The sequence below is a fragment of the Spirosoma agri genome (assembly GCF_010747415.1).
In the GTDB taxonomy this organism is placed as follows: Bacteria; Bacteroidota; Bacteroidia; order Cytophagales; family Spirosomataceae; genus Spirosoma; species Spirosoma agri.
Genome location: NZ_JAAGNZ010000004.1, coordinates 177,715 through 198,975, shown reverse-complemented (window position 1 = coordinate 198,975; position 21,261 = coordinate 177,715). Strand labels below are relative to the sequence as shown.

Annotated in this window: 18 protein-coding genes; 9 read left to right on the top strand and 9 right to left on the bottom strand. The window is 46.7% G+C overall.

Going from position 1 to position 21,261, the window contains the following annotated elements:
• Positions 1 to 1,286: 1,286 nt before the first annotated feature.
• Positions 1,287 to 2,099: a DUF5694 domain-containing protein gene (locus GK091_RS26390; RefSeq protein ID WP_164043730.1), complete on the top strand. Its 813-nt coding sequence runs from the start codon at positions 1,287 to 1,289 to the stop codon at positions 2,097 to 2,099.
• Positions 2,100 to 2,271: 172 nt separating this feature from the next.
• Here GK091_RS26390 and aqpZ read toward each other — a convergent pair whose 3' ends face one another.
• On the bottom strand, positions 2,272 to 2,979 hold the full coding sequence (gene aqpZ / locus GK091_RS26385) for an aquaporin Z (protein ID WP_164043729.1): 708 nt from the start codon (positions 2,977 to 2,979) through the stop codon (positions 2,272 to 2,274).
• A gap of 767 nt (positions 2,980 to 3,746) precedes the next feature.
• Here aqpZ and GK091_RS26380 point away from each other — a divergent pair.
• Positions 3,747 to 5,720: a penicillin-binding transpeptidase domain-containing protein gene (locus GK091_RS26380; RefSeq protein ID WP_164043728.1), complete on the top strand. Its 1,974-nt coding sequence runs from the start codon at positions 3,747 to 3,749 to the stop codon at positions 5,718 to 5,720.
• A 251-nt stretch (positions 5,721 to 5,971) separates the two neighbouring features.
• Positions 5,972 to 6,565 carry a thiol peroxidase gene (tpx, locus tag GK091_RS26375; RefSeq protein ID WP_164043727.1) on the top strand — a complete coding sequence of 198 codons (594 nt, stop codon included), beginning with the start codon at positions 5,972 to 5,974 and terminating at the stop codon, positions 6,563 to 6,565.
• 947 nt (positions 6,566 to 7,512) lie between these two features.
• Here tpx and GK091_RS26370 read toward each other — a convergent pair.
• Positions 7,513 to 7,995 (bottom strand): hypothetical protein, encoded by a 483-nt coding sequence (locus GK091_RS26370; RefSeq protein ID WP_164043726.1) that lies wholly within the window; start codon positions 7,993 to 7,995, stop codon positions 7,513 to 7,515.
• Positions 7,996 to 8,323: 328 nt separating this feature from the next.
• Complete coding sequence (locus tag GK091_RS26365; RefSeq protein ID WP_164043725.1) at positions 8,324 to 9,718, bottom strand: TlpA family protein disulfide reductase; 1,395 nt, start codon at positions 9,716 to 9,718, stop codon at positions 8,324 to 8,326.
• A gap of 805 nt (positions 9,719 to 10,523) precedes the next feature.
• Between GK091_RS26365 and GK091_RS26360 the strand changes: the two genes are divergently transcribed.
• Positions 10,524 to 11,270: a CPBP family intramembrane glutamic endopeptidase gene (locus tag GK091_RS26360; protein ID WP_164043724.1), complete on the top strand. Its 747-nt coding sequence runs from the start codon at positions 10,524 to 10,526 to the stop codon at positions 11,268 to 11,270.
• Positions 11,271 to 12,465: 1,195 nt separating this feature from the next.
• Here GK091_RS26360 and GK091_RS26355 read toward each other — a convergent pair.
• Positions 12,466 to 12,936 carry a hypothetical protein gene (locus GK091_RS26355; protein ID WP_164043723.1) on the bottom strand — a complete coding sequence of 157 codons (471 nt, stop codon included), beginning with the start codon at positions 12,934 to 12,936 and terminating at the stop codon, positions 12,466 to 12,468.
• Positions 12,937 to 13,272: 336 nt separating this feature from the next.
• Between GK091_RS26355 and GK091_RS26350 the strand changes: the two genes are divergently transcribed.
• The gene (locus GK091_RS26350) at positions 13,273 to 13,857 is read left to right on the top strand and encodes an outer membrane beta-barrel protein (protein WP_164043722.1); all 585 of its coding nucleotides are present in this window, start codon (positions 13,273 to 13,275) and stop codon (positions 13,855 to 13,857) included.
• Between the two features lie 249 nt (positions 13,858 to 14,106).
• On the opposite strand, the gene GK091_RS26345 is transcribed toward GK091_RS26350, so the two are convergent.
• Positions 14,107 to 15,234 carry a glycoside hydrolase family 130 protein gene (locus tag GK091_RS26345; RefSeq protein WP_164043721.1) on the bottom strand — a complete coding sequence of 376 codons (1,128 nt, stop codon included), beginning with the start codon at positions 15,232 to 15,234 and terminating at the stop codon, positions 14,107 to 14,109.
• Here GK091_RS26345 and GK091_RS29935 point away from each other — a divergent pair.
• From GK091_RS29935 to GK091_RS26330, 4 genes are all read left to right on the top strand, one after another.
• Positions 15,233 to 15,364 (top strand): hypothetical protein, encoded by a 132-nt coding sequence (locus tag GK091_RS29935; protein ID WP_262889235.1) that lies wholly within the window; start codon positions 15,233 to 15,235, stop codon positions 15,362 to 15,364. The two genes, GK091_RS26345 and GK091_RS29935, sit on opposite strands and share 2 nt — an antisense overlap.
• A gap of 683 nt (positions 15,365 to 16,047) precedes the next feature.
• Entirely contained in the window at positions 16,048 to 16,953 is a 906-nt protein-coding gene (locus GK091_RS26340) for an NAD-dependent epimerase/dehydratase family protein (RefSeq protein WP_164043720.1), read from the top strand.
• A gap of 97 nt (positions 16,954 to 17,050) precedes the next feature.
• Complete coding sequence (locus GK091_RS26335) at positions 17,051 to 17,212, top strand: nuclear transport factor 2 family protein (protein WP_164043719.1); 162 nt, start codon at positions 17,051 to 17,053, stop codon at positions 17,210 to 17,212.
• A gap of 24 nt (positions 17,213 to 17,236) precedes the next feature.
• Complete coding sequence (locus GK091_RS26330; RefSeq protein ID WP_164043718.1) at positions 17,237 to 17,377, top strand: hypothetical protein; 141 nt, start codon at positions 17,237 to 17,239, stop codon at positions 17,375 to 17,377.
• 365 nt (positions 17,378 to 17,742) lie between these two features.
• On the opposite strand, the gene GK091_RS26325 is transcribed toward GK091_RS26330, so the two are convergent.
• The 4 genes from GK091_RS26325 to GK091_RS29470 all read right to left on the bottom strand — a co-directional run bounded on the left by GK091_RS26325 (position 17,743) and on the right by GK091_RS29470 (position 20,869).
• Positions 17,743 to 18,702: an MFS transporter gene (locus GK091_RS26325; RefSeq protein ID WP_212593013.1), complete on the bottom strand. Its 960-nt coding sequence runs from the start codon at positions 18,700 to 18,702 to the stop codon at positions 17,743 to 17,745.
• Between the two features lie 69 nt (positions 18,703 to 18,771).
• Positions 18,772 to 19,065, bottom strand: a complete 294-nt coding sequence (locus GK091_RS29475) for a hypothetical protein (RefSeq protein WP_212593012.1) — start codon at positions 19,063 to 19,065, stop codon at positions 18,772 to 18,774.
• A gap of 32 nt (positions 19,066 to 19,097) precedes the next feature.
• Entirely contained in the window at positions 19,098 to 20,540 is a 1,443-nt protein-coding gene (locus GK091_RS26320; protein WP_164043717.1) for a mannitol dehydrogenase family protein, read from the bottom strand.
• Positions 20,541 to 20,713: 173 nt separating this feature from the next.
• Positions 20,714 to 20,869, bottom strand: a complete 156-nt coding sequence (locus GK091_RS29470) for a cupin domain-containing protein (RefSeq protein ID WP_212593011.1) — start codon at positions 20,867 to 20,869, stop codon at positions 20,714 to 20,716.
• Positions 20,870 to 21,261: the final 392 nt, after the last annotated feature.

Here is a 21,261-nt window from a genome sequence, read left to right as displayed (position 1 = left end):
ACAGGGCAAGCCGGTACATGCTCAACGAATCGACCAGGCGGGTGTCCTAGAGCGAGTGAGTTTGCCGCTGGGCGCTAGTACCGGGATTTTACTCTTACAAATAAGCACGCCTACCCAACGTCAGCAGGTCAAGTTACTACGAACGAATTAAGTCTATCCCACCCTGATTTAGTGAATCGCCCGAGCCATAACTGGTTCGGGCTTTTTTGCTCCTTTCTCTCCTTCGGCACTATTCAATTTAGATAGCGATGGGGTTAAGTCGACCAAGGTGTTCTTCAACAGGTGTGCTTAATCAAAATAAGGACGGATTATAGACGGCGGTTAGCATATGAATAAGTGGGCTACTCTTTTTTTTGAAGTTGGTTGACGAGTTGTTACAGTTTAGCTAGTCCCACTTAGTATGTTTGCTTTAACTGGTTGATTTCTTTCAACTAGTTAAAAGCGCCAAGGGAAGTAGAATTCTATGGGAAACCCCCCGACAGCTGCCTAATAGAGAACGTACATAAAGCGTAAATAAAGATGCATAAAACCACAAGCAATCACTTGCTCAATGATGGTTTTGTTCCTCCAGACTTGGTTAGGCCAGACCGGATCCAAAAGAAATAATACCCCATAAAACCAGTAGGGAAATGACGAAATTGACATAAAAATCGCGATTATGCGCCCCTAACCACTGGTTTCGAATCGCTTCCCAATTAGCCGGTAGGGGAGTGGGGCCCCAGTCATTCATGGCCGCATTCATCGTTACGTTCGTCTTTATGGCAATGATTATCCGTTCGACTTCGACTAAGCTGATAAAACTAGCACTATGGTAGCATTATTATTGGTTGCTCGTATTCTCATTGTTATAGGCATGTACTACGCGCTGCGGAAAGGACGTAAGGACTGGACGCTGTTACTGGGTGCTGCCTTGTTTTTACTGACATTTACTGGTTACAGTCTGGATCGGAATTGGTTTTGGGCAGCCCTTCAGATAGTCGTACTAGTCGTATTTCTTTACAGATGGGTAGCATACAGAAAATCAAACTAAGACAATGCTCATTTTTACGGACTGCTATAGATTTTGGCCTCTAAGTAGTTCGTTATACTGAACAAAAATGTTGCCTATTAAACTGTCTTACAAAAACGCTCCTATTTGAGAAAAATCAATCCTTTTGTATTGCATCCAATGAGGGGCGTTCATGAGGATAGTAGTAAGGGGAGTCGAGCAGAGTTGGTAGCATATGCGAAAACAGAGAAGAGAACGAATACCTTTGCTACTCATACAACCATTCTCTTCATTCTACATGTATAAGTATCTATCAGGCGTTTTTTTGTTGTTCATCTCGCTTCATGTATGTGCCCAACAACGGGCTACCCCTAAAATTAAAATACTGCTATTAGGAAGTGTCCATTTCAACCCCTCCACGCAGGATGTCTATCAAAATAAGCAGATTAACCTCACTGACAGGCAAGGCCAGGTGCAACTTGAACAGCTGCTAGCTCAGTTGAGTCAGTTCGCTCCCAATCAAATCTGCATCGAAGTGCCTACCCAAAAACAAAGCAAAATAGATAGTGCCTACCAGCAATACCTAAAGAGTCAATACAAGCTGGGGACTAACGAAATCGATCAGATTGCCTACCCATTGGCCAAACGGCTCAACTTACCCACGGTAACCTGCGTCAACTATCGAGGTTCGTTCGACTTGGATGCGGTTACCAAATATGCCAAGGAGAACAACCAGACAGCGCAACTGGCGGCCTTGGATCAGTTTGCGGCTGGCACAGCGGCTGGTATAGTAGCCGCACAGCAGGAGAAGTCAATCACTGACCTATTCCGGTTTATTAATTCGAACGAAGAGTTGACTAAAAACGCAGCGATCTACACGGCGTATGCCACGCGGATTGGCCAGGGGTCCGACTATCCCGGTACGGATCTAGTCGCGAATTGGTACAGCACCAATCTGCATATTTACACCAACATCTTACGTGCCATTCGTCCTACTGACAAGTCGATCATGGTTTTGTTCGGCTATGGCCACATTACCATTCTAAAACACCTCTTCCAGTCAAACCCTGATTTTGACGTGGTCGACGTAGCTGACGTCCTTAAGCAATAAGTAGTCGAATGTGAACAAACCGGAGTTAACGGGTATCAGCAAATACTCGTATGAAACCCTCTTTTTTAAGCTATGGACTGGCAACAAACCCTGGAACGCGGTCCTCGGGATGCGATCCCCGAAACAACTTCAGTGGTTTGTTACCAGCCCACTAATTAATCAGTATGTGTTTTCAGTCCGGGTCGCGAGCCGAGTTATCTAAGACGAGCTTATAGAAGACACCCGCCAGAGCCGCCCCCGCAAGCGGGGCTAACCAAAATAGCCACAGTTGCTCTAGAGCCCACCCCCCCACAAACAAGGCTTGACTCGTGCTACGAGCCGGGTTGACCGAAGTGTTGGTGACCGGAATGCTGACCAGGTGAATCAACGTCAGACACAAACCGATAGCTAAACCGGCCAGTTCCCGCGGGGCCTTTTTGTGGGTGGACCCTAAAATGACCAGTAAAAAAATGAACGTCAGGATGAATTCACTAACCAGGGCCGCGGTGAGTGAATAGCCGCCCGGGGAGTGCGACCCGTAGCCGTTAGCCGCGAAATTACCCAGCTCAAAGCCTGGCTTACCGCTGGCGATTAGGTAGAGCAGTCCGGCCCCCGCTACCCCCCCGGCTACCTGAGCCCCGATGTAAGGCAAGATCAGGCGTGGCTCGAAACTGCCACCCAAGGTTAAACCCACGGTGACGGCGGGGTTGAAGTGTCCCCCCGAGATACGGCCCACGGCATAGGCCATGGTCAGTACACTTAAGCCAAAGGCTAGGGCTACTCCGCCGAAGCCGATGCCCAGATCAGGATAGGCTGCTGCTAGCACGGCGCTGCCACAGCCGCCCAAAACTAACCATAGAGTGCCCACGAACTCGGCGGCCAGTTTGCGTTGAATTGTCATAGAAGTATAGGTAGTTGGTTGAGTAAATACTACTGAGTATTTTTCAGTAAGTAAAAGGCAGGATTAAGCAAATTGTTTTATAGTAGTCAATTAATTGGGTCCGTTCAGCGACTAACTACTGGTAGCGTGATGAGCACCTACTAGCAAAGGGATCGATACTTGTAGTTGACCGATCAATCGAGGCACCTGCCAATGTCTTGATGGAAACATATGGGGCAACCTTCCACTGTTGTAAGGCCATGTAACGTTACATCGGGTATACCATATCATCGTGGTCCGGTAGAATCAGGACCTTTGAAGAAATATCCTCAGCGCGGAAGAGTGCATTCATACCGATTGCTTCTACGAATATTTGTTATCGTCAACCCGTAGTGTACACTTGATTCAGCCGTAACAGAGCCGTGCTTGACGCTTCCTTTCGGGTATCAGATAACCGTGAGCAAAAAATAAGGACCGATCGAATCAAAGAAAGTTGACCCCTGATCAACCTACTCGTGAAAACGGAAGCTATTGACAAAGTAGTGGACGACTCGAAAAGTTTGCGTGAAAAAGTCAGCGCAGCCCGACCGTCTTCCACGGAGTAAACACGCACACCTGACTACCGCACTACCCAGACCGAATGAACATCGGCTCGTGCTACATTTTTAGCGGGGGGCTGACATTACGCGGCCTCATGGTTTAGCAATGATAGAGCCGCAAAATGGCAGTGTACGGTTATTGTGCTAACTTTGTTGATTAATCAGTAAACCAAGCAAGCAGTCATTGTCATGGAGGAAAATCGTAAGTGGGTGGTTATTGGGGTTTTCTGTTTCGTTGCCCTGATTTATCTAGCACGCTTATTCTATATACAGGTACTCGACGATACCTATTCGCTTGGGGCTTCCAAGAACTCGATCAATCGGGTCATCGAGACTCCTTATCGGGGACAGATCTATGATCGTAACCATAAACTACTCGTCGACAATACACCCGTTTATGATCTGTACGTTACGCCTAAAAAAGTCATCATGGCGGACACGGCGGCCTTCTGTACCCTCATGAATCTGTCCAAAGCGGACTTTGACAGCCTGATGGGATTGGCCAAGAACTACTCAATGGTGAAACCTTCACTCTTTAAACGGCGACTATCGAAGCAGGACTTTGCCCGCCTTCAGGATGCGTTGGTTGACTATAGAGGGTTTCATGCCCAGATCAATTCGGTTCGGATCTATCCGGGACACACGCTGGCCAATACGCTGGGCTACGTCAGTGAGATCAATCGGACTAAGCTCGATGAGCAGGAGTATCCCTACTACCGGCCGGGCGATTACATCGGTCAGAGTGGACTGGAAAGTTATTACGAAGAGCAGTTACGGGGCCGGCGGGGCGTCAAGTTTATGATGCAGGATGTGCATGGGGTCACCAAAGGTTCCTGGAAAGGTGGTGCCTACGATACCCTGGCGGTGAAGGGAAAAGACCTCCTCATTAGTGTCGACTCCGATTTGCAGCGTTTCGCCGACAGCCTGATGGTCAACAAAGTAGGGGCTATTGTTGCCATTGAGCCCGCTACGGGTGAGATTCTGGCGTCGGTATCGGCCCCAACCTTCGATCCTAACTTGTTATCGGCCAGCAACTTTAGTAACCAATACGGCTCGTTGCTCAAAAATCGTTACAAACCGCTGATTAACCGGCCAATTATGGCTAGTTACCGGCCTGGCTCCACGTTCAAACTCATCCAGGCCCTGGTGGCCCAACAGGAGGGTACGTTGACACCCCATACGGTGTACGGCCATGCTGGTTCGCCGATGCGCTGTCACTGTCGGGGGGGTAACGATCTCCGGGGTGCTATCGGTAATTCCTGTAATCCGTATTTCTATCAGGTGTTTCGCCGGATGTTGTATAACAACTCCGAAACGAACACGTTTAAAGCTTCGGCCGTCGGTTTAGCCAAATGGCACCAACGGGTCGAACAGTTTGGCATTGGTCAGCAATTGGGTGTCGACTTACCCAGCGAACGCCGGGGTAACCTGCCCGATGTGCCTTACTACGACCGGCTCTACAAAGGTGAAAATCGCTGGAAGTTTTCGTACATATCCTCCCTGAGTATTGGAGAAGGAGAGCTGCTGATTACGCCCCTGAAGCTGGCCAACCTAGCCGCGGCCATTGCCAATCGAGGATGGTATATTACTCCTCACTACCTCAAAGGCTTCGAAACGATCGGCGCTCAACTGCCAGACCAATACCGAAAGCACCATGATACAGGCATTGACCACCGCTATTACCTGCCGGTCATCGACGGGATGCGCCGGACCGTTGTGAGTGGTAGCGCTAAATCGGCCAATTTGGCTGGGCTCGACATATGTGGTAAAACAGGTACGTCGCAAAATACGAAATACGGTCACCAGTTTGATCACTCCATCTTTGTGGGCTTTGCTCCCATGAACGCTCCGACCATTGCCGTAGCCGTTTTCGTGGAAAACGCCGGTTGGGGGGGCGACGTGGCGGCACCCATCGCTGCATTGGTGGTTGAGCGCTATATCAAGGGGCGCACCGAGACGAAGTGGTTAGCAAATCGGCTCCGGGCGGCCCGGTATCTACCCCCTATTGGTGGAATAAGGGCTTATAAAAAAGCAGCCCCAGTCAAGAGGGACACCACGCCGGGGCAACGACGGGATCCCGTTAATACTCCTCAACCGCTTCGTCCTAAGCCACTGTTAACCACCGTTCAGCCATCGGCGGTTGGGGCAACAAGTCTACCCTGATAAGTACGCATTTGATGGCTTGCATTCAGCTGATAAAAGTGGAGGTTTCATTACTACTGACTGTTCCAAGGTGCCCACTCGATTGCGAAAGGAAGTGGGCACTCATGTCGCTTTCATTAACTAACGCCGGGCGGTGCCACTCCATTTAATTCAGAAAGGCGTACCTGGCGTACCTGAGTAGGTGTGCCGGTATACCAGCGTAACTCTTTCTTTGTACATTTGAGGAATCACTAGTAAACTAATCCATCTTTATGACCAGTATCAAAAACTTCATACCCGCCTTCAAACTTTTTTTGTTTGGGCTGGCTGGACTAATCATTACAAGTAGTTCATTCGCTCAGACAACAGGCACCGCCATTACGCTGGGTGGTAAAACAATTCATACCGTTGGCAAACTGCCGGCTGTGGGAACACCGATCAAAGAGTTTACCTTGACTGGTATTGATCTCAAGGATAACACGTTAGCCGATTATAAAGGCAAATACGTGATCATGAATATCTTTCCAAGCGTAAATACAGGTGTTTGTTCCAAATCGGTGCGAAAATTCAATGAGGATGCAGCTGGATTAAAGAACACAACCGTGCTCTGCATTTCCAAAGATCTGCCGTTTGCCCAAAAAGCGTTTTGTGGCGCGGAAGGCATCAAAAACGTAGTGATGCTTTCTGATTTCAGAACTGATTTTGGCAATTCTTACGGGGTGCAAATCGCCGACGGACCCATGAAAGGTTTGTTGAGTCGTGCGGTAATCGTAGTGAATCCCGAAGGAAAAATCGTTTACGAACAGCAGGTGCCGGAAATAGGGCAAGAGCCTGATTACGCTGCCGCTCTGGCGGTCATCAAGTAAGATACGGGCTGAAACTTTTCATGTGATGGCTCAATATCTGTGAATGCCGAAGAATACGGATTGACGCATTGTCAAATCACCGTGTCACGAACCACCACTGATTTCGAGAGCCAAGTTGTTTCCTCGCCAGTGGCTGTTGTAAAAGTCTGAATTAGGGTTTATCACCCAAATAATCGGACTAAAACCAGACCGATTACGCGTCAGGATCAGTATCTTGATTCAGTTGATCTGGACCATCCTAGACTTTAGCAACAGCCACGGCACGTATACAACAAAATAGGGTTAGCGTTCAGGTATTGAAGTCTATCATTTCTTCGACTGCTACAAAAATTGTTACATGTTATGTAAGCGTCCTGTAGTAAGGAATTAAACCCAGGATTTGTAGACACTACTTCGTTAGCTTCGTTCTCCGAATCGTGAAATTTAGGCCTCTAGCCCTTGACGCAATCCTGCTACCTCTTGGTGAGAGTGCCTACTTGATTCACTGCATCCAATCCCTGTTTAGAATCAGTAATCTTTTACAAACTCACCTGATCGACCTTGTACCATCGGCAACTTCATCCGCTGTACATATCAAACTCAATTGCTTATTAGCGTTATCGTACCAGTTCGCGTATCTGTACCCGCCTGCGGTATCACTTGGAGCGAATCAGTCATCATCAAACTCATGCTTCAGTTTATAGTAGCCAGCTGCTAGCAACGTTGACTATTTTGAAAGGCTTCTGTTTCAACGGCTATGCGGTTTGCAAACCTTCCAACGAAATTATTTTCGGCTCCCTCGTTCCTGTCCCACAAGTTGAAAATCAGTAGTGATACGCAGGCAAAAAGTATGGATCTGTTGTACAAATGCTTACGTGTAGAGGGACGACATTCCGTCCGTAACGATTGATGGAGATAAGTACGTCGCTAATAAATACGCATCTATACGCTCGTAGGCCATTGTATACTCAGTAAGGATAGAGAGGTTTGTTGCCCACACTCCGATACACACTCCGAATTGTATCAGCGGGTAAAGTATAAGGATTCAATAGTTCGCTCACCGTAATCGTTTCGTTGTTCGTGCCGGTTGCTACATAGTATTTAATAAAACCAGCCCCTCCGTATTTTATTAACACCGTGTTGCGCCCATGATCCACGAATGTATGCGTCGTATCTCTCGACGTTTCGTAAACCCGGCGTTGCAACGTGTCGTTCTTATAAAAGCCGACATAGATTCCCTGCTCATCAGTCCCCCCGGAGAACTGCCTGGTGTAGCCGACCGATTGTGGGGTAAGAACACGAGTTGGTGTTGTTGTACTAACCCACTCCCATTTCCCTTTTGTACTGGTAGTTAGCAGGAAGTAATGTTCTCGTTTCCAGCAACTCGTGACGAGCCAGAAAATACACAGGCAACCGATAAACAGCAGGTAAAAGCGACTAATTTTTTTCATGATATCATCTCCTATAGATGGTAGAATCCTACCATCAATAAAGGGTTGGAAATTTGTTTACCGTCTCTATCGCATAAGGTGCGCAGCTCAGGGCCACCGGAGCAATTGCAAAAGTTAGCGCTGATTCAACTAGTTTTAGCAGGCTATTTTCGTTGTGACACGTCGACAAACCAGACTCATTTTCGTAGCTAACCAAACCCTCGGTAGACATTTGCAAACGCACCGGTGGCCCCGAGTCACTCAGTTGATGGTAGTGCACCAAAGAAGAATTAACTCTCCGTCCAACTAGTGATCAACGTTCCTGTAGTCAATTGTTTATCTGGCTCCTTTACCGGGCTAAACCGTGCAATTCGGATTGAAGGGCTTTGTCACTGGGACGTTTCGCTCTGGCCGATATCAACTTCCCCTGCTTATCGAATAATAAGTAGCGAGGAATGGCTTTCAACTGGTATTGTTTGGCTAAATCAGATTGAAATGAATGAGTCAGTAGGTAGCTAAACTGTTTTTCCAGACCGACCTGTTTGAGGGCATTCAACCAAGCTTGTGAATCCTCATCCATCGAAATGTAAAGGAAACTGATGTTGTCTTTCACCAACGAGTTTCGTAATTGATACGAAGCTGGTAGTTCAGCCCGGCAAGGGGCACACCAGCTTGCCCAAAAATCTACGTATACGATTCGGCCACGATGACCAGCGAGCAATTGAGCCCAAGTGACTGACGATCCTAACCCATCCAGCAACTTGACTTCCTTACCAACCGACGATCGCGTTGTCGTTAGAAAACTCATCGATTTCGTTATGTATTTAACGTAAGCATCCTGTTGGCAATCTGCTTGAAAAGCAGGCAGTAACTGACGAGCGAGTGGTAAATCAAAATCCATGTTTGGTAATTTATCTTCTTTCGGCTGGCTCAAGGTTTTCATAATATAAAATAATAAAAAATCACGAGTACCCGCCGAAAACGAGTGAGTAGCCCTCTGGTACATCTGCGCGAAATCAAGCTTGCCTGTAGGTTGATACGCCAGTATACGCAACAGACTGATCGCCCCGGCACGGTACTCGGGAATGTACAATTTGGTGTCATCCTGAAAAAAACGAACGTACTGGTTGATAGAATCGGACGGAATCTGGGTAGCGGTATGGGTCACTAAGCCTCGTATGTATTGATAGAAAAAGTAGTCCTTCCAGGGAGTTACCTGCTTACTCGTTACGTGGTGTTGATTAGCGTACTGGTTGAGAAAAAGTAAACGGCTTTGATAGCGTTTTTGCAGTTCCCGAGATCGTTGTTCAAACGTTAGTTTGGTGTAAGAAACACCTGTTAAGTATTCCCTTTCAAAGTTCCACTCACCTTGATTAAGTGATCTCTGCGTATTCAAATACTGTTGATGACAGTTAGCAAGGGCCTTGGTCGTATCCCCGGCTGTATCAGCGGTTAAATAATGATTTACTCCCCGAGTTAAGGTGTAAGATTTAGTTGGGAACAGCAAGTATAGGGCCTGACTCCGGTGATCAGCGTCCCGCAAAAAAATAGGTTGCTCAACCGACCACTTCGCCTGTTGATTTGTGTTCGATAAAATAGTCAGTTGGTTATTATTAAAAACGTCAATGTATTCAAGGTAAGTTGGCTCTCTAAGCTGACTTTTCAACCGTACAGTTATTGTTGATTGAGACCAACCGACTTGTACGAGTAACACAATTCCCAGAATGAGCAATATACTTTTCATAATTCGTTATAAAGGTGCAGTTATGACCACTACAAAGCCACTTTCTAGGGTATCTTACTCGTAATTAATGCGTTCAAACTATGGATATTCGCCTTGCCTAAAGAAGGTTTTTACCTCCTATGAAAATCAAATTTAGTTCAACCCGCCCTCCCTTGGTTCACTTTTCTACAACAAGTGGCAAGCCCTGCTTTTTTAATCGTCCTTTTTATTCTCGCCGTAGTATCAATCCTGTTTTAACTCGATTCAAGGTAAACGTTTGGTATATTTTTATCGCCTAAACAATTGCTAAGATGAGCCTCTATTGCGATCGTATCAATCTTTTTTTGGGTTATTTATATAGTCTCAATTTTGAAACTGTTTACGATATAGTTCAACTCCTTTCTCTTAAATAATGCTGGCAAGTTTTTGTATTTTCGTTGACATTTGGTAAGTCAACGTCAATTATTTATCTGTGTTTTTGTCAGTACAAGCACCACCCCATTTTGCCTTCCAGCTCATAGCTGTTAACAGGTTAGTGATTGAAATCCAGCCTTATATAGTTAAATGTCATAGCCTAACGCATAAAAAGTCAATATAGTGATATAAGGCCTTAATTATCAGAAAGATACTGATTAAATTTACAGGTAACTTGAGCATTTTCGCACATATTTTCAGGGCTGTTTTATAACTGCTCTGCTGTGAATAGAATAAATTTATATCTTGAGTCTCTATCGGCCCAGCTCACATCTTTGAGACGTACAATGTGATTAAAATAGGTAGAGATCCTACTTACTGGAGACGCTGACAGATAAATTGTTCCGAGTCTATGAGTGCATACCAATTTAGTCGAATTCTTCTTATCAATTGTTTGCTTATAATAGCTGTTAATGGGTTGTTTTACTGGCAATTCGTCAAAACATTGGTAGCGCAACGACAAATAGCAATCTTATTTGGTTTAGCTATTTATTTCATCCAGATTATAGTAACTTATTTGCTGGCAGGAGACCAAAAGATCTGGCTTACCCAGCCATTCAAAGGCAAGACTATTTTACAGGGGTTAGGCGCTATTATAGTTGTGGAAGTACTGACCACTATGCTCCTATCAACCTTCACTACTCATGCTCACATATTCTCACTAACCGATCGTTTACCCAGCTTCTTTTTACTATTTATCCTGAACTCGTTGCCGGGGGCCATACTGGAAGAGTGGATATTCCGTTACTTACCGCTTCGATTTTCCCAGCAATTCAAAAAAGATCATCGAACTATTTTGCTTTGCATAGGATCGTTAATTCTATTTACGCTTATTCATATTCCTGCTTACATTTTCCAGTATGAGCACAGCTTGAGCGAACTGAGTCGGGTCTTTATGATGGGCTTGTTTTTTCTGGTTGTCTACGTATTGACCCAAAATTTGTTTTTTACAGTGCTATTCCACGGGTTAACCAATAATCCATTATACCTGGTTGAATCGCCCTATTACTGGTTGTACTTTTATGGAAGTACTGTAGTTGTCAGCGGTTTCTGGGCTTTACAAAATTGGAGGAATCGACATCGCTCGATTAGTCTATAATAGCTAAAGAAAATAAAGGTAAAACTGTCTACAAATTGCACCACGAAAAGGGACACGATCTCCAAGGTTTACGGACTGTGCTTACTCAACGGTTTTTATTGACACCTACTAATAAGTCAACGATCGTCTTGTGGCATAATGCGGCCCTGCTGATAATTCTGGTAAACCAATTAGTGAGCATTGAGCCAGATCAACGACTTCATCCTATTGGACCAATGCGTGGGAATCCCCTGAAGGGGTTGTGATAGCTTCCCCCACAAAGGTTCCTGTGGATTCTCGGGATGAAGGATGTCGAAGTTAGGGTAAAAGGGTCCATATCCTGTTTTCAGCTGGAACCACCGCCACTGCTTGTGTAGTCAGCTATCCCGAAAGCGAGTTCACCATAAACTGTTGTGTAACACCCACACGTAGGACACGTTTAGACGCTGTTTTTATGAATAATGGCGGTAATGCTCATCCAACTGAATAAGCATAAAATGGTATCGCATAAAACCGATTCATTTAACCTAGCAAAACGCTCCCGCACATTTTAGTCAAGAGTAGCTATGATCATGAGACTTACGCAAATCAAGCTTCTACTGTTAGTGACTTGCCTGGCACTATTAGCGCCTATCCAGTTGATAACCGCTCAACCAGCAATGGCCAGGCCGATGCTCGACTACTATGAGTTAAAAGGCCTACTCCTGAAACAGGAACGAGCCGTACGAACTATATTAAGCCGGAAGCGATTCGAACTAGTCTCAAGCAGGAAAAGACCGAACGGTACTCTTTACACGTACAAGAAAGAAAATGGTACTACTCAGATTCTGATACAAATTCGTAAGAGCGATGGATTAGTTAGTGAGATAGGTTGGCATGAGAATTCGGAGACGTTCGGAAACCTTACCCACGACGCAGTTGATGATAGTTTTGTGCCAGTAGGAGGTAACAGCCACTACTACAATCGCTTTCATAATATAGCGCTTTTCGTCTATTATGAATTAGCTGATGATATTATGATTCCCTGCGTTTTGAGGGTCGTTCAATAGAGCCGTTGTATTCATAGTTTTTTCTGGACCAGTTATTTTTGACATCTCCCCTAAGAAAAGATAGTAATCGAAAAGCCTGATTCGTGGTTGCGCGACAAGGCCAGACAACGTACAAAACCCAATTTTTAAGATGACCGGAATTTGTACATTGTCTGGTTTACCCGAAGCTATAGAGCAAAGGCCAGGCTTATTAGCTGACCTGTCGAATTCACGTAGGCAAGACCGCCACGGACCTTGCCATCTTGGTAGAGATTTAAACTACTTACGCCCGACCCTTTCCTGTTTAGATTGGGAGCAGTAAGATTATACCGGCTGCGAAGACCAGGAATTAACAAGCCATCCCCCTCTAGGTTTGTTGGTGTAATCACAGCCTCATAGCGGTCATTTACCTGCACAGGCCCATCATCGATCTTAACCTCGATAGTCAGCGTATTGTTGTTTTTGCGTTTTAGTTGAACTAGCGACAGCGACCCACTCGATGGACTTTGCTGACTAGTTGGATCAACAATTAAGTAGGTAGCGTTGAATTGTCCCGCCAACGAGGTGGCTAAATCAGGAGTAGCTTCCTGACTAGTTTGGCTACAACCTCCCAAGATTACAGCCATCAGGCCAAGCATGATCAGTGCAAATTTGTTCATGATTGAAACGTTTATAAAGATGAGTTTATGAAATAAGGGATAGCTAATATAATAATTAATAGAATATGTATAACTCAATCCGTAGTATATGTCAAGTTATATCATTGCAGTTGTAGTGGCTACGATCCATCGTGGGGTTGCTCACTCCTTTCAAAAAACGGGCTTCACACTGTTATAATTTACCCAGGAAACAGTCATACTAAGCTTTGCAACCGCCACGACATTCAGACAACTTCGTTCAGTCGGCTATCAACTGTTAATAAAGCTTAATGATTTCAAAACGTTACAACTGTACCAACGCTGGAAGCGTCTCTACGGCAAACAACTTGTTATACGATGAGACGGTATCTATTACTTTTTTGCCTGGTAAGTCCTTTAGTGGGAAAGACCCAAACCTTAAGCGACGGCAAGCAACAGGATCTATTGGGGAAAGGGCATTTTAATGTAGGGGTCAACGTTGGACAGGGCTACCGGGGCACTTATCCAACCACAACGTACGTGATACCTCGTGTTCAGTACTTCATCATGGACGGCTGGTCCATCGCTGCTGAAGCTCGCTATCTGGTCAGTAACATTTATCCTCAGACAGTTGATAAGCCTGACTATCGGTTAAAGGGCGGGGGCTTATCAACGCGCTACTATTTTCTGCGAGGCAACCGGTTAGCCATGTTTGGCCATTTGGGAGCTTCCTATGGTCAAAGCACACTTAGGATGCGGTCTGACGCCCCTCCCGGCACTGGGTATACCTGGCAAACGGAAATAGGGCTAGGCGCTCATTACCGAATTGCGAAGCGATGGTCAGTCGAAGCAATGGCGGGCCGGAGCTGGTCAAGGAACTCGAATGGTGGCTATTATCTGACACCACCCGACGATTTTAACCGGTGGCAGGTCAGTGTTGGCATAAATTTCCGGTTGAAATAACTACTGCTCCAGCGCATTAATCATCTCGCTTTTAAGCCTGAGCTTAGTACTCAGGCTTATTTCTTGCTGTAAATAGTTTCTTTACCTAGTCCTACGCAGATAGTAAGAGACTATTTTTATAGTTATGTCAAAAAGCTTGTAGTTATAGTAAAATGCCTCATACCCTTGTTCGATAATCTCAACCATAAAATCTCTACCGATTGTCAGCATCCGTCCAGCCGTTTCTGTTCTTGACCGACCGGCATTATTTTACCGGCTTTTCGGCTTGTACACCGCTACGGCTACCCGACTGTCAGCACATCCATAATACAAAAACCACTGGCCCCGATGATATACCAAGCCCTCCACGAAGACTGTACCCGCCGGGTATTGGCCACTTTTCTCGAACGGCTCGGTAGGCACAAAAAAAGGCTTGTCCAAGCGGGCGATGACTCGGGAGGGATCCTGCGCATCAAACAATACCTGGCCAGCGGCATAGGTGTTCGCCGTGTAGGTCGTATCGCGGCCTATGCCCGGCTTATTCTTGCCATTATATAACACCAGGATGCCTTTGTCGGTCAGGATGGCGGGCGGGCCACATTCGGTCAGATCGCTATCGAAATAATGTGGCCGCGTCAAGAGTACCGCTTTCAGTTCGCCCCGCTCATCCACCATAGGCTCCCAGTTCACCAAATTATCCGAAGTAGCGATATTCATGAATTTTTCGCCCCAGTACATCATGTACTTGCCCTTCACTTTGGTGATTACTTGCCGCCCCTTTACCAGTTTGGTCACAATGGAAGCAGATTTACTGGCCAAGTCTTTAAATTTGCCCCCGTAGGCCTGGTAGAAGGCGGGACCATGTTTGGTCCAGGTCGTTAGATTTTTGGATGTAGCAACGGCCAGTCTGGGCACGTGTCTATTCCACTGCGTGTAGAGCATGAGATAGGTACCCTCCGGGGTCATCGCAATGCGGGGGTCTTCGCAGCCGCCTGGCCACTCGAACTCTTTCTGATTATCATCGGCGGGGTAAAATACCGGCGTCGGGCGTCGCTTCATGCGAAGACCATCTTTGCTGGTTGCCAGCCCCAGCCGGGATGTGCGTTTGCCAATGCCTTGTCCAGACTTATCTTCGGACCGATAGAGGACATAAATCTTTTTCTTGCGGATAGTCGCTGCTGGGTTGAAGACATCACTGGCTTCCCAGGCTACCCGTTGGCCACTGATGGGGTCGGGAAAGGTGCTTTTAGGATTGGGGGAAATAACAGGATTTACCCCCTGGGGTCTTACGAAAGGACCTAGGGTCCAGTCTTGTGCGATTAGGTTGGGGCCTGCCAGACACAGGATGGCAGCAAGGGTGCGTGTTACAAAGGCCTTACGGCTTACAAACTGAATCATGGAAGCAAAGAAGGAGTTTCTGCCCGCTACGCAGGGCTACGGCTACTATAAGGCTGAATTGGCTCAGAGTTACCGAATCATGCGTTTCTTTTTATGGTCATCTGTTAATTACCTATGTGCCTATAGTTAATTGTGTGTACAGAAGACAGGAGAACGAGTTAGCAAAAAGGACTCTAGACCATTAATTAGCCCAATGTTAGACGTTTTCGAACCAATCTTTGGCAATAGATGGTCTTAACCTCTCTTATTTACCACTTGAAGAGGTATGCGGTCATCCTGACCTCAAGGACCCTTGGACGACCTGAAAGACTGTATGTGATGCGTTTACTCATCAATACACATAACTTGTTGTAGGTACCGGTAGCTAATTTTCAGTTGTCGACTCGAGCAGCCGGTTTGATTCGAAGTACCAATAATATTGAGACGCTTATTAGTCAATACTACTTTACGAATATCATATTGCCTTTCATCAACTGCCAGGCAATGGTAACGGCTTGATTGATGGCCTTTATAGATTTGCCGCTGGTTCTGCTTAACGGCTTCAGCCGCTAACTGATGAGTTGTTCTAATGGTAAATGATAACTTTATGGTGAATTTATCATCTTTTTTCGCTGGTGCTAGTTCAAGTAAATACTAGCAATACCTTGTAACTCCCCGCTAAGCCACTCACAAAACGTTTTTTCTGGTAAACACGTGACCAATAGAATATACATCAAGGCGTTATCAGTATATTTTGCTAAATGTGGCGAATGCACATCGTTATTCAGAACACAGCTTCGTCAAAGGAGCGAACTCAACTAAGAAAAAGAAGACATGACCAAACAGCGGATATTTTTTACGGGCGGGTCGGGAAAGGCCGGAAAGCATGTTGTTCCCTACCTGCTTGACCAGGGACACCGGGTGCTCAATGTCGACCTGACACCTCTGGATCACCCAGGCGTGGATAACCTAGTAGCCGACATCACGGATTCGGGACAAATCTTCAATGCCATGACTTCGTACGCCGGCTTGGATGAGCTGGAGCCCGGTACGGGCGTGCCCAAGTTTGATGCGGTCGTTCATTTTGCCGCTGTACCCCGAATCTTACTCAAACCCGATAATGAAACGTTTCGGGTCAACACAATCGGCACCTACAACGTCATTGAAGCCGCCGTGAAACTAGGCATTCGAAAGATCATCATTGCCTCCTCCGAGACCACCTATGGAATCTGTTTTTCCAATGGCCAGACCGATCCCAAGGTACTGCCCCTGGAAGAGGACTACGACGTTGATCCTATGGATAGCTACGGCTTATCGAAAGTGGTCAATGAACAAACGGCCCGCAGTTTCCAGCGCCGGTCGGGCTTCGACATCTACGCCCTTCGGATTGGCAATGTGATCGAACCCCACGAATACGCTGAGCTGTTCCCTCATTATTTCACGAATCCTGAAGTGCGACGCCGGAATGCCTTCTGCTACATTGATGCGCGTGACCTGGGCCAGATCGTGGATCTGTGTCTGCAAAAAGACCAGCTAGGCTACCAGGTTTTCAATGCGGGCAACGACCACAACGGGGCCATTCTTCCCAGTCAGGAGTTGGCGGCCAGGTTCTTTCCGGGCGTCCCCTTCAGTCGCGAGATGGGTGAGCACGAAGCCTTGTTTTCCAATCGCAAGATCCGGGACGTGCTGGGTTTCCGCGAGCAGCATAACTGGCAGAAGTACGTGAAGTGGGAGGGGTAAGGTGATTGGGTCCTTTTGTCGATAGAGCGTAGCAATTGCCCCAGGTTTCCTGGGGCAATTTACCATCATAAGGTAACTGATCGTAGAATCAATCAGCATGAACGATCTTATTAACATAGAGGGAACGCAGATTTTAGGGGTAACCCGTCAGTTGACACGGTTGATGATTAGACGGGATACAAAGGCCATGAACAAGATTTTGGATGAAAACTACACGCTAACCCACATGACCGGCTATGTGCAGTCCAAGTCAGAATGATTTGCGGAAGAAAAAAAGGAAAGTATGAGCTATTGTTCGGCCAAAGAGGTTGCTCATTCCGTAAAATTGGATGGTAATCAGGATGAATTTGTTCAGCAAAATCTGGTGGATGCCAGAATCCGGGGTAGCCGAAATACCTGGCGAGCCGATTTCCCGTCTTCCTGATACCAGCCTTCACCTCCTGTTACCAATAAAAGCTGTAAACCACCTCAATGTGTATGCCATCGAACCGCCGAGCGGTTATTTCGGCAGCCTAGTTCAAAGGTCACATTGATAACACCAACGTTCACCTTCGGATTAATAATCAGGGTTTTACGATAACTCTGTCCCACAAATATTGGGTATAGGCGTCTTTAGTTCTTCGGCTAATTTTTTACCAATGCTGGATTAGGCTATTGATAAACTTGTACAGTATAGTGCTTCAGTTCCCGTTACATCTTTACAGAAAAAGGAATTCATGACACCATGAAATTTGGGGGTAAAACGCTATGTGTGCTACTGCAATCTTGTCTACGTAACGTTGATCGCTTTTAACGAATCATATCTTTCTCTCTGATACGAGAACCGTACAAGGCATAGACTAGCATCACTACTTCACAAACAACGGTCAGAAACCAGGTCCATCGCCATGAGCCCAATAGATCGGCGAGCCCACCCTGGATCAGGGTAAAAACCGCTCCACCGAACACGGCGGAAATAAATATGCCGGAGGCTTTTGAGGTGTATTGGTTCAGGCCTTTTATCGTCAGCGAATATATGCAACTCCACATTGACGAATGTAATAAGCCGATCGCCACCAGCAACCACAAATTTTGGGTCATCATGGCCGTAAGGGCGAACGTAGTCGCCAGTACGGTTGTCGTGATCAACTGCGTCCTAGCCGAAATCTTACTCAAAAAGCTGGAAATAGCCCTGCCCACCAGGAATCCCCCCCAGTATAGCGTGGATAATAAGGCATGAATACCTAGATCGAGTCCACCCAGGATGATGTCTGTTTTACCTAGGAATGTGATGGGGTGGCCAGCGCCTATTCGTTCAAACGCATATAAGTTGATATTCGCCCCAATCGCCACTTCGGTACCCACATAAAAGAAGATAGCGATGACGCCCAGAGTAAAGTGCCGAAACGACCAGATACTTCGGTCGAGCTTTTCACTGACCGTCGCTCTGGTGTGGGTGATATCCGGTATATGAAGCCTGCTGGTGATGAACGTAACCGCTATAACGGCTAAAATGAGAAAAGCGAAAGGCAACAGTAACTGCTCAATTTTGACATGGAGGATAGAAATGCCACTAAACATCACGACGGTGACGAAAAAAGGGGCTGAAGTAGTCCCAATGGAATTGATTGCCGTGGTAATGTTTAACCGCTGTACGGGTTGGGTTCCCCGCAATTCGTACGAAGCCACATAGGGGTTGACTACCACCTGAATGATAGCCGCTGAGGTACCCATTAAATAAGACCCCAGCACAAAGACAATAAAGCCCAAAGGGATTGTTGCATCATGGCTGACAGAAAACGTTATAGTGGGATATTTGTAGCCCATCCAGGCCGAACACTAATACGTTGATAGACTCGCAAGAATTAATCCCAGGCCACGTATTATCGTTTTTTTGTACCCATGCCTATTAACCCATCGACTGCCTAGTGTTCCGTTGATCAGATAGCCCAGAAAGAAGAAAAAAGAAATTAACGTCGTAAACGTATTTTTCAGACTTCCCGCGTGGGCAAGAAACGTAAATCGCAGGGGGGCTTGTAGTTGTTCATTCACCGTTGTCAAGAACCCGACAATAAAATAGACAAACGTAATCGTGACAAAGGGGAGAAGACTGGGGCGTGGCGTAGCGGTCATAGGTTCACCGGTTAGGGCTTAGGGCGGACGATCTACGTTAAAATGGAAGCGAGCACAGTCTTCATTCCATTGTCGGCAATCCGGGTTGCAAATTGGGTATATAACTCGATGAATGTCGTATCTGCCGCCAGAGAAATGCCTTCAAAAGCCGACATACTCAAAAAATCATTTGGGTCTTCATTCGCGATCCTCTTTTTATCCTCCAGTGTCATCCAAGGCTCGGTAATGGTGTAGCGAATGCCCTTATCATCGATCCCAGCGTGTAGATAATGCCGATAAGCCGCGATTAGAAAAGCCATTCGGGTCAGGTCTTTGCCGTCCTTGATCATTTTATCTAAGTTGGGTAAAATGTACACCGGAAATTTAGAAATCCCATCCGCGCAAAGCCGGCTAAGTTGGTCACTGACCGATCGGTTTGCAAACCGTTCGATGAGCGTCTGCTTGTATACGTCCAGATCCGTATTGCCGGGAACCAGTACATAGGGCGTAATGTCAATATCCATAAAAGTACGGAGCAAGTGTATCAGCTGCTCATTCTGAAGAGCCTCGTCCACCTTCCGGTAGCCCATCAGGGTTGCCGGATAGGATAGTAGTGTGTGGGATGCGTTCAACAGGCTCAGTTTCATGGTTTCATAGCCAGTCACATCATCCGTAAATTCGACGCCCACCCGTTCCCACTGGGGCCGTCCGGCTATGAAGTTATCTTCGATGACCCATTGGATAAAATCCTCGCAGTACACCGGTACTTGATCGTCAATTCCACTTTTTTGGTTGAGCCAAGTTACATCTTCCGGCCGGGTTACGGGGGTAATCCGATCGACCATACTGTTTGGAAACGTTACGTTCGTAGCTACCCACTGGGCTAGCTCGGGGTCTTGAGCCTCGATAAAACGCATGAATGCATACCGGGTCGTGTTGCCATTGTGCTGAAGATTGTCGCAGGACAGAATAGTTAATCCGCCATGGTCAGCGGCTTTCCGTTTACGCAGGCCTTCTGCTACAAACCCGAAAACAGTTGTGGGCCCGTCAGGATGGGCAAGATCATGCTGCACGCGTTTATCATCCAGCATAAAGGTGCCCGAAGCCTTGTCTATATTATACCCGCCTTCGGTAATGGTCAGCGTTACGACTTTAACCGCCTTATCAGCGATCTTATCGGTTACGGCAGCCGGGTTTTCAATACCCCAGATCAGTTCGGTGAGTGCCCCTATACGGTAGACTTCATCATGGCCGTTCCGCCCGCAAACGGTAAGCGTATACTCACCCTGTTGCTGACGCAATTTCTGGATCAATGCCTCGTCAGAAGGTAACAAGGCAACCCCACAAATGCCCCATGACTGCTGGTCCGAATTCTTCAGTAGCAGGTTGGTGTAGAACGCCTGGTGCGCCCGGTGGAAGTTGCCTACCCCGATATGGACAATGCTCACCTGGATATGGCTTCGATCAAATTGGTAAGGAAGTACGTCTGTCGACATGTCGTAGGGGATGATAAGGGCTATTTCTTAAGATTGTTTTACTCCTGATCACTTACCGGTTGTAACCAGGTTACTCGCCCTGGTGCGGTGTTTGTTGTGATGGCCACCGCCCGGCTACGTAAACCCGACCGTTGGGTAAGTACCCTGCCAATGTGGTACATTCGGAAGAGATTTCACGGCATCCCCTTTCTGTAAGATTTGAATGGGCTTTCCCCGCTCTTGATAGTAGCCGATGCCCCCACTGCCAGTAGCACCTGTCCGCCCGCGTGGCTATGCCAGTGCGATCGGGCATCTGGCTCGAAAGTTACATAGCCCACCGGAATATTCATGGTGTTGTCGGGCTCAATTAATGACTGCACCCAGACGATTCCAGTAAAGTTACTGGTCGGAGTCCGTTGCCCTTTTGGAAAAATGGCGCCTGCGTCCGTATCGGATTTTGTTCGGGTCTGAGCGTTAGTGTCAAGCCAACAGAGAGACTAGCTAGTAGTAGAGCAAATTTTATCCGCTTCGCCTGTTTTTCATGGTAGAACATCTTATCACTTACCTTCTGAAAGTTACAACCTGCTTCAGAACCAACCGGCCTCGACTTCCACTTTGCAAACGGCTTTCTCAATCAGTCCCAGCGCCTGGCTCAATTGCGGTTCGGTCAGCCCCAGGTGAAGGCATTTATATTCAGATGATGACTACCCAAAGCGATACAACTCACCCTACTGAATAAACG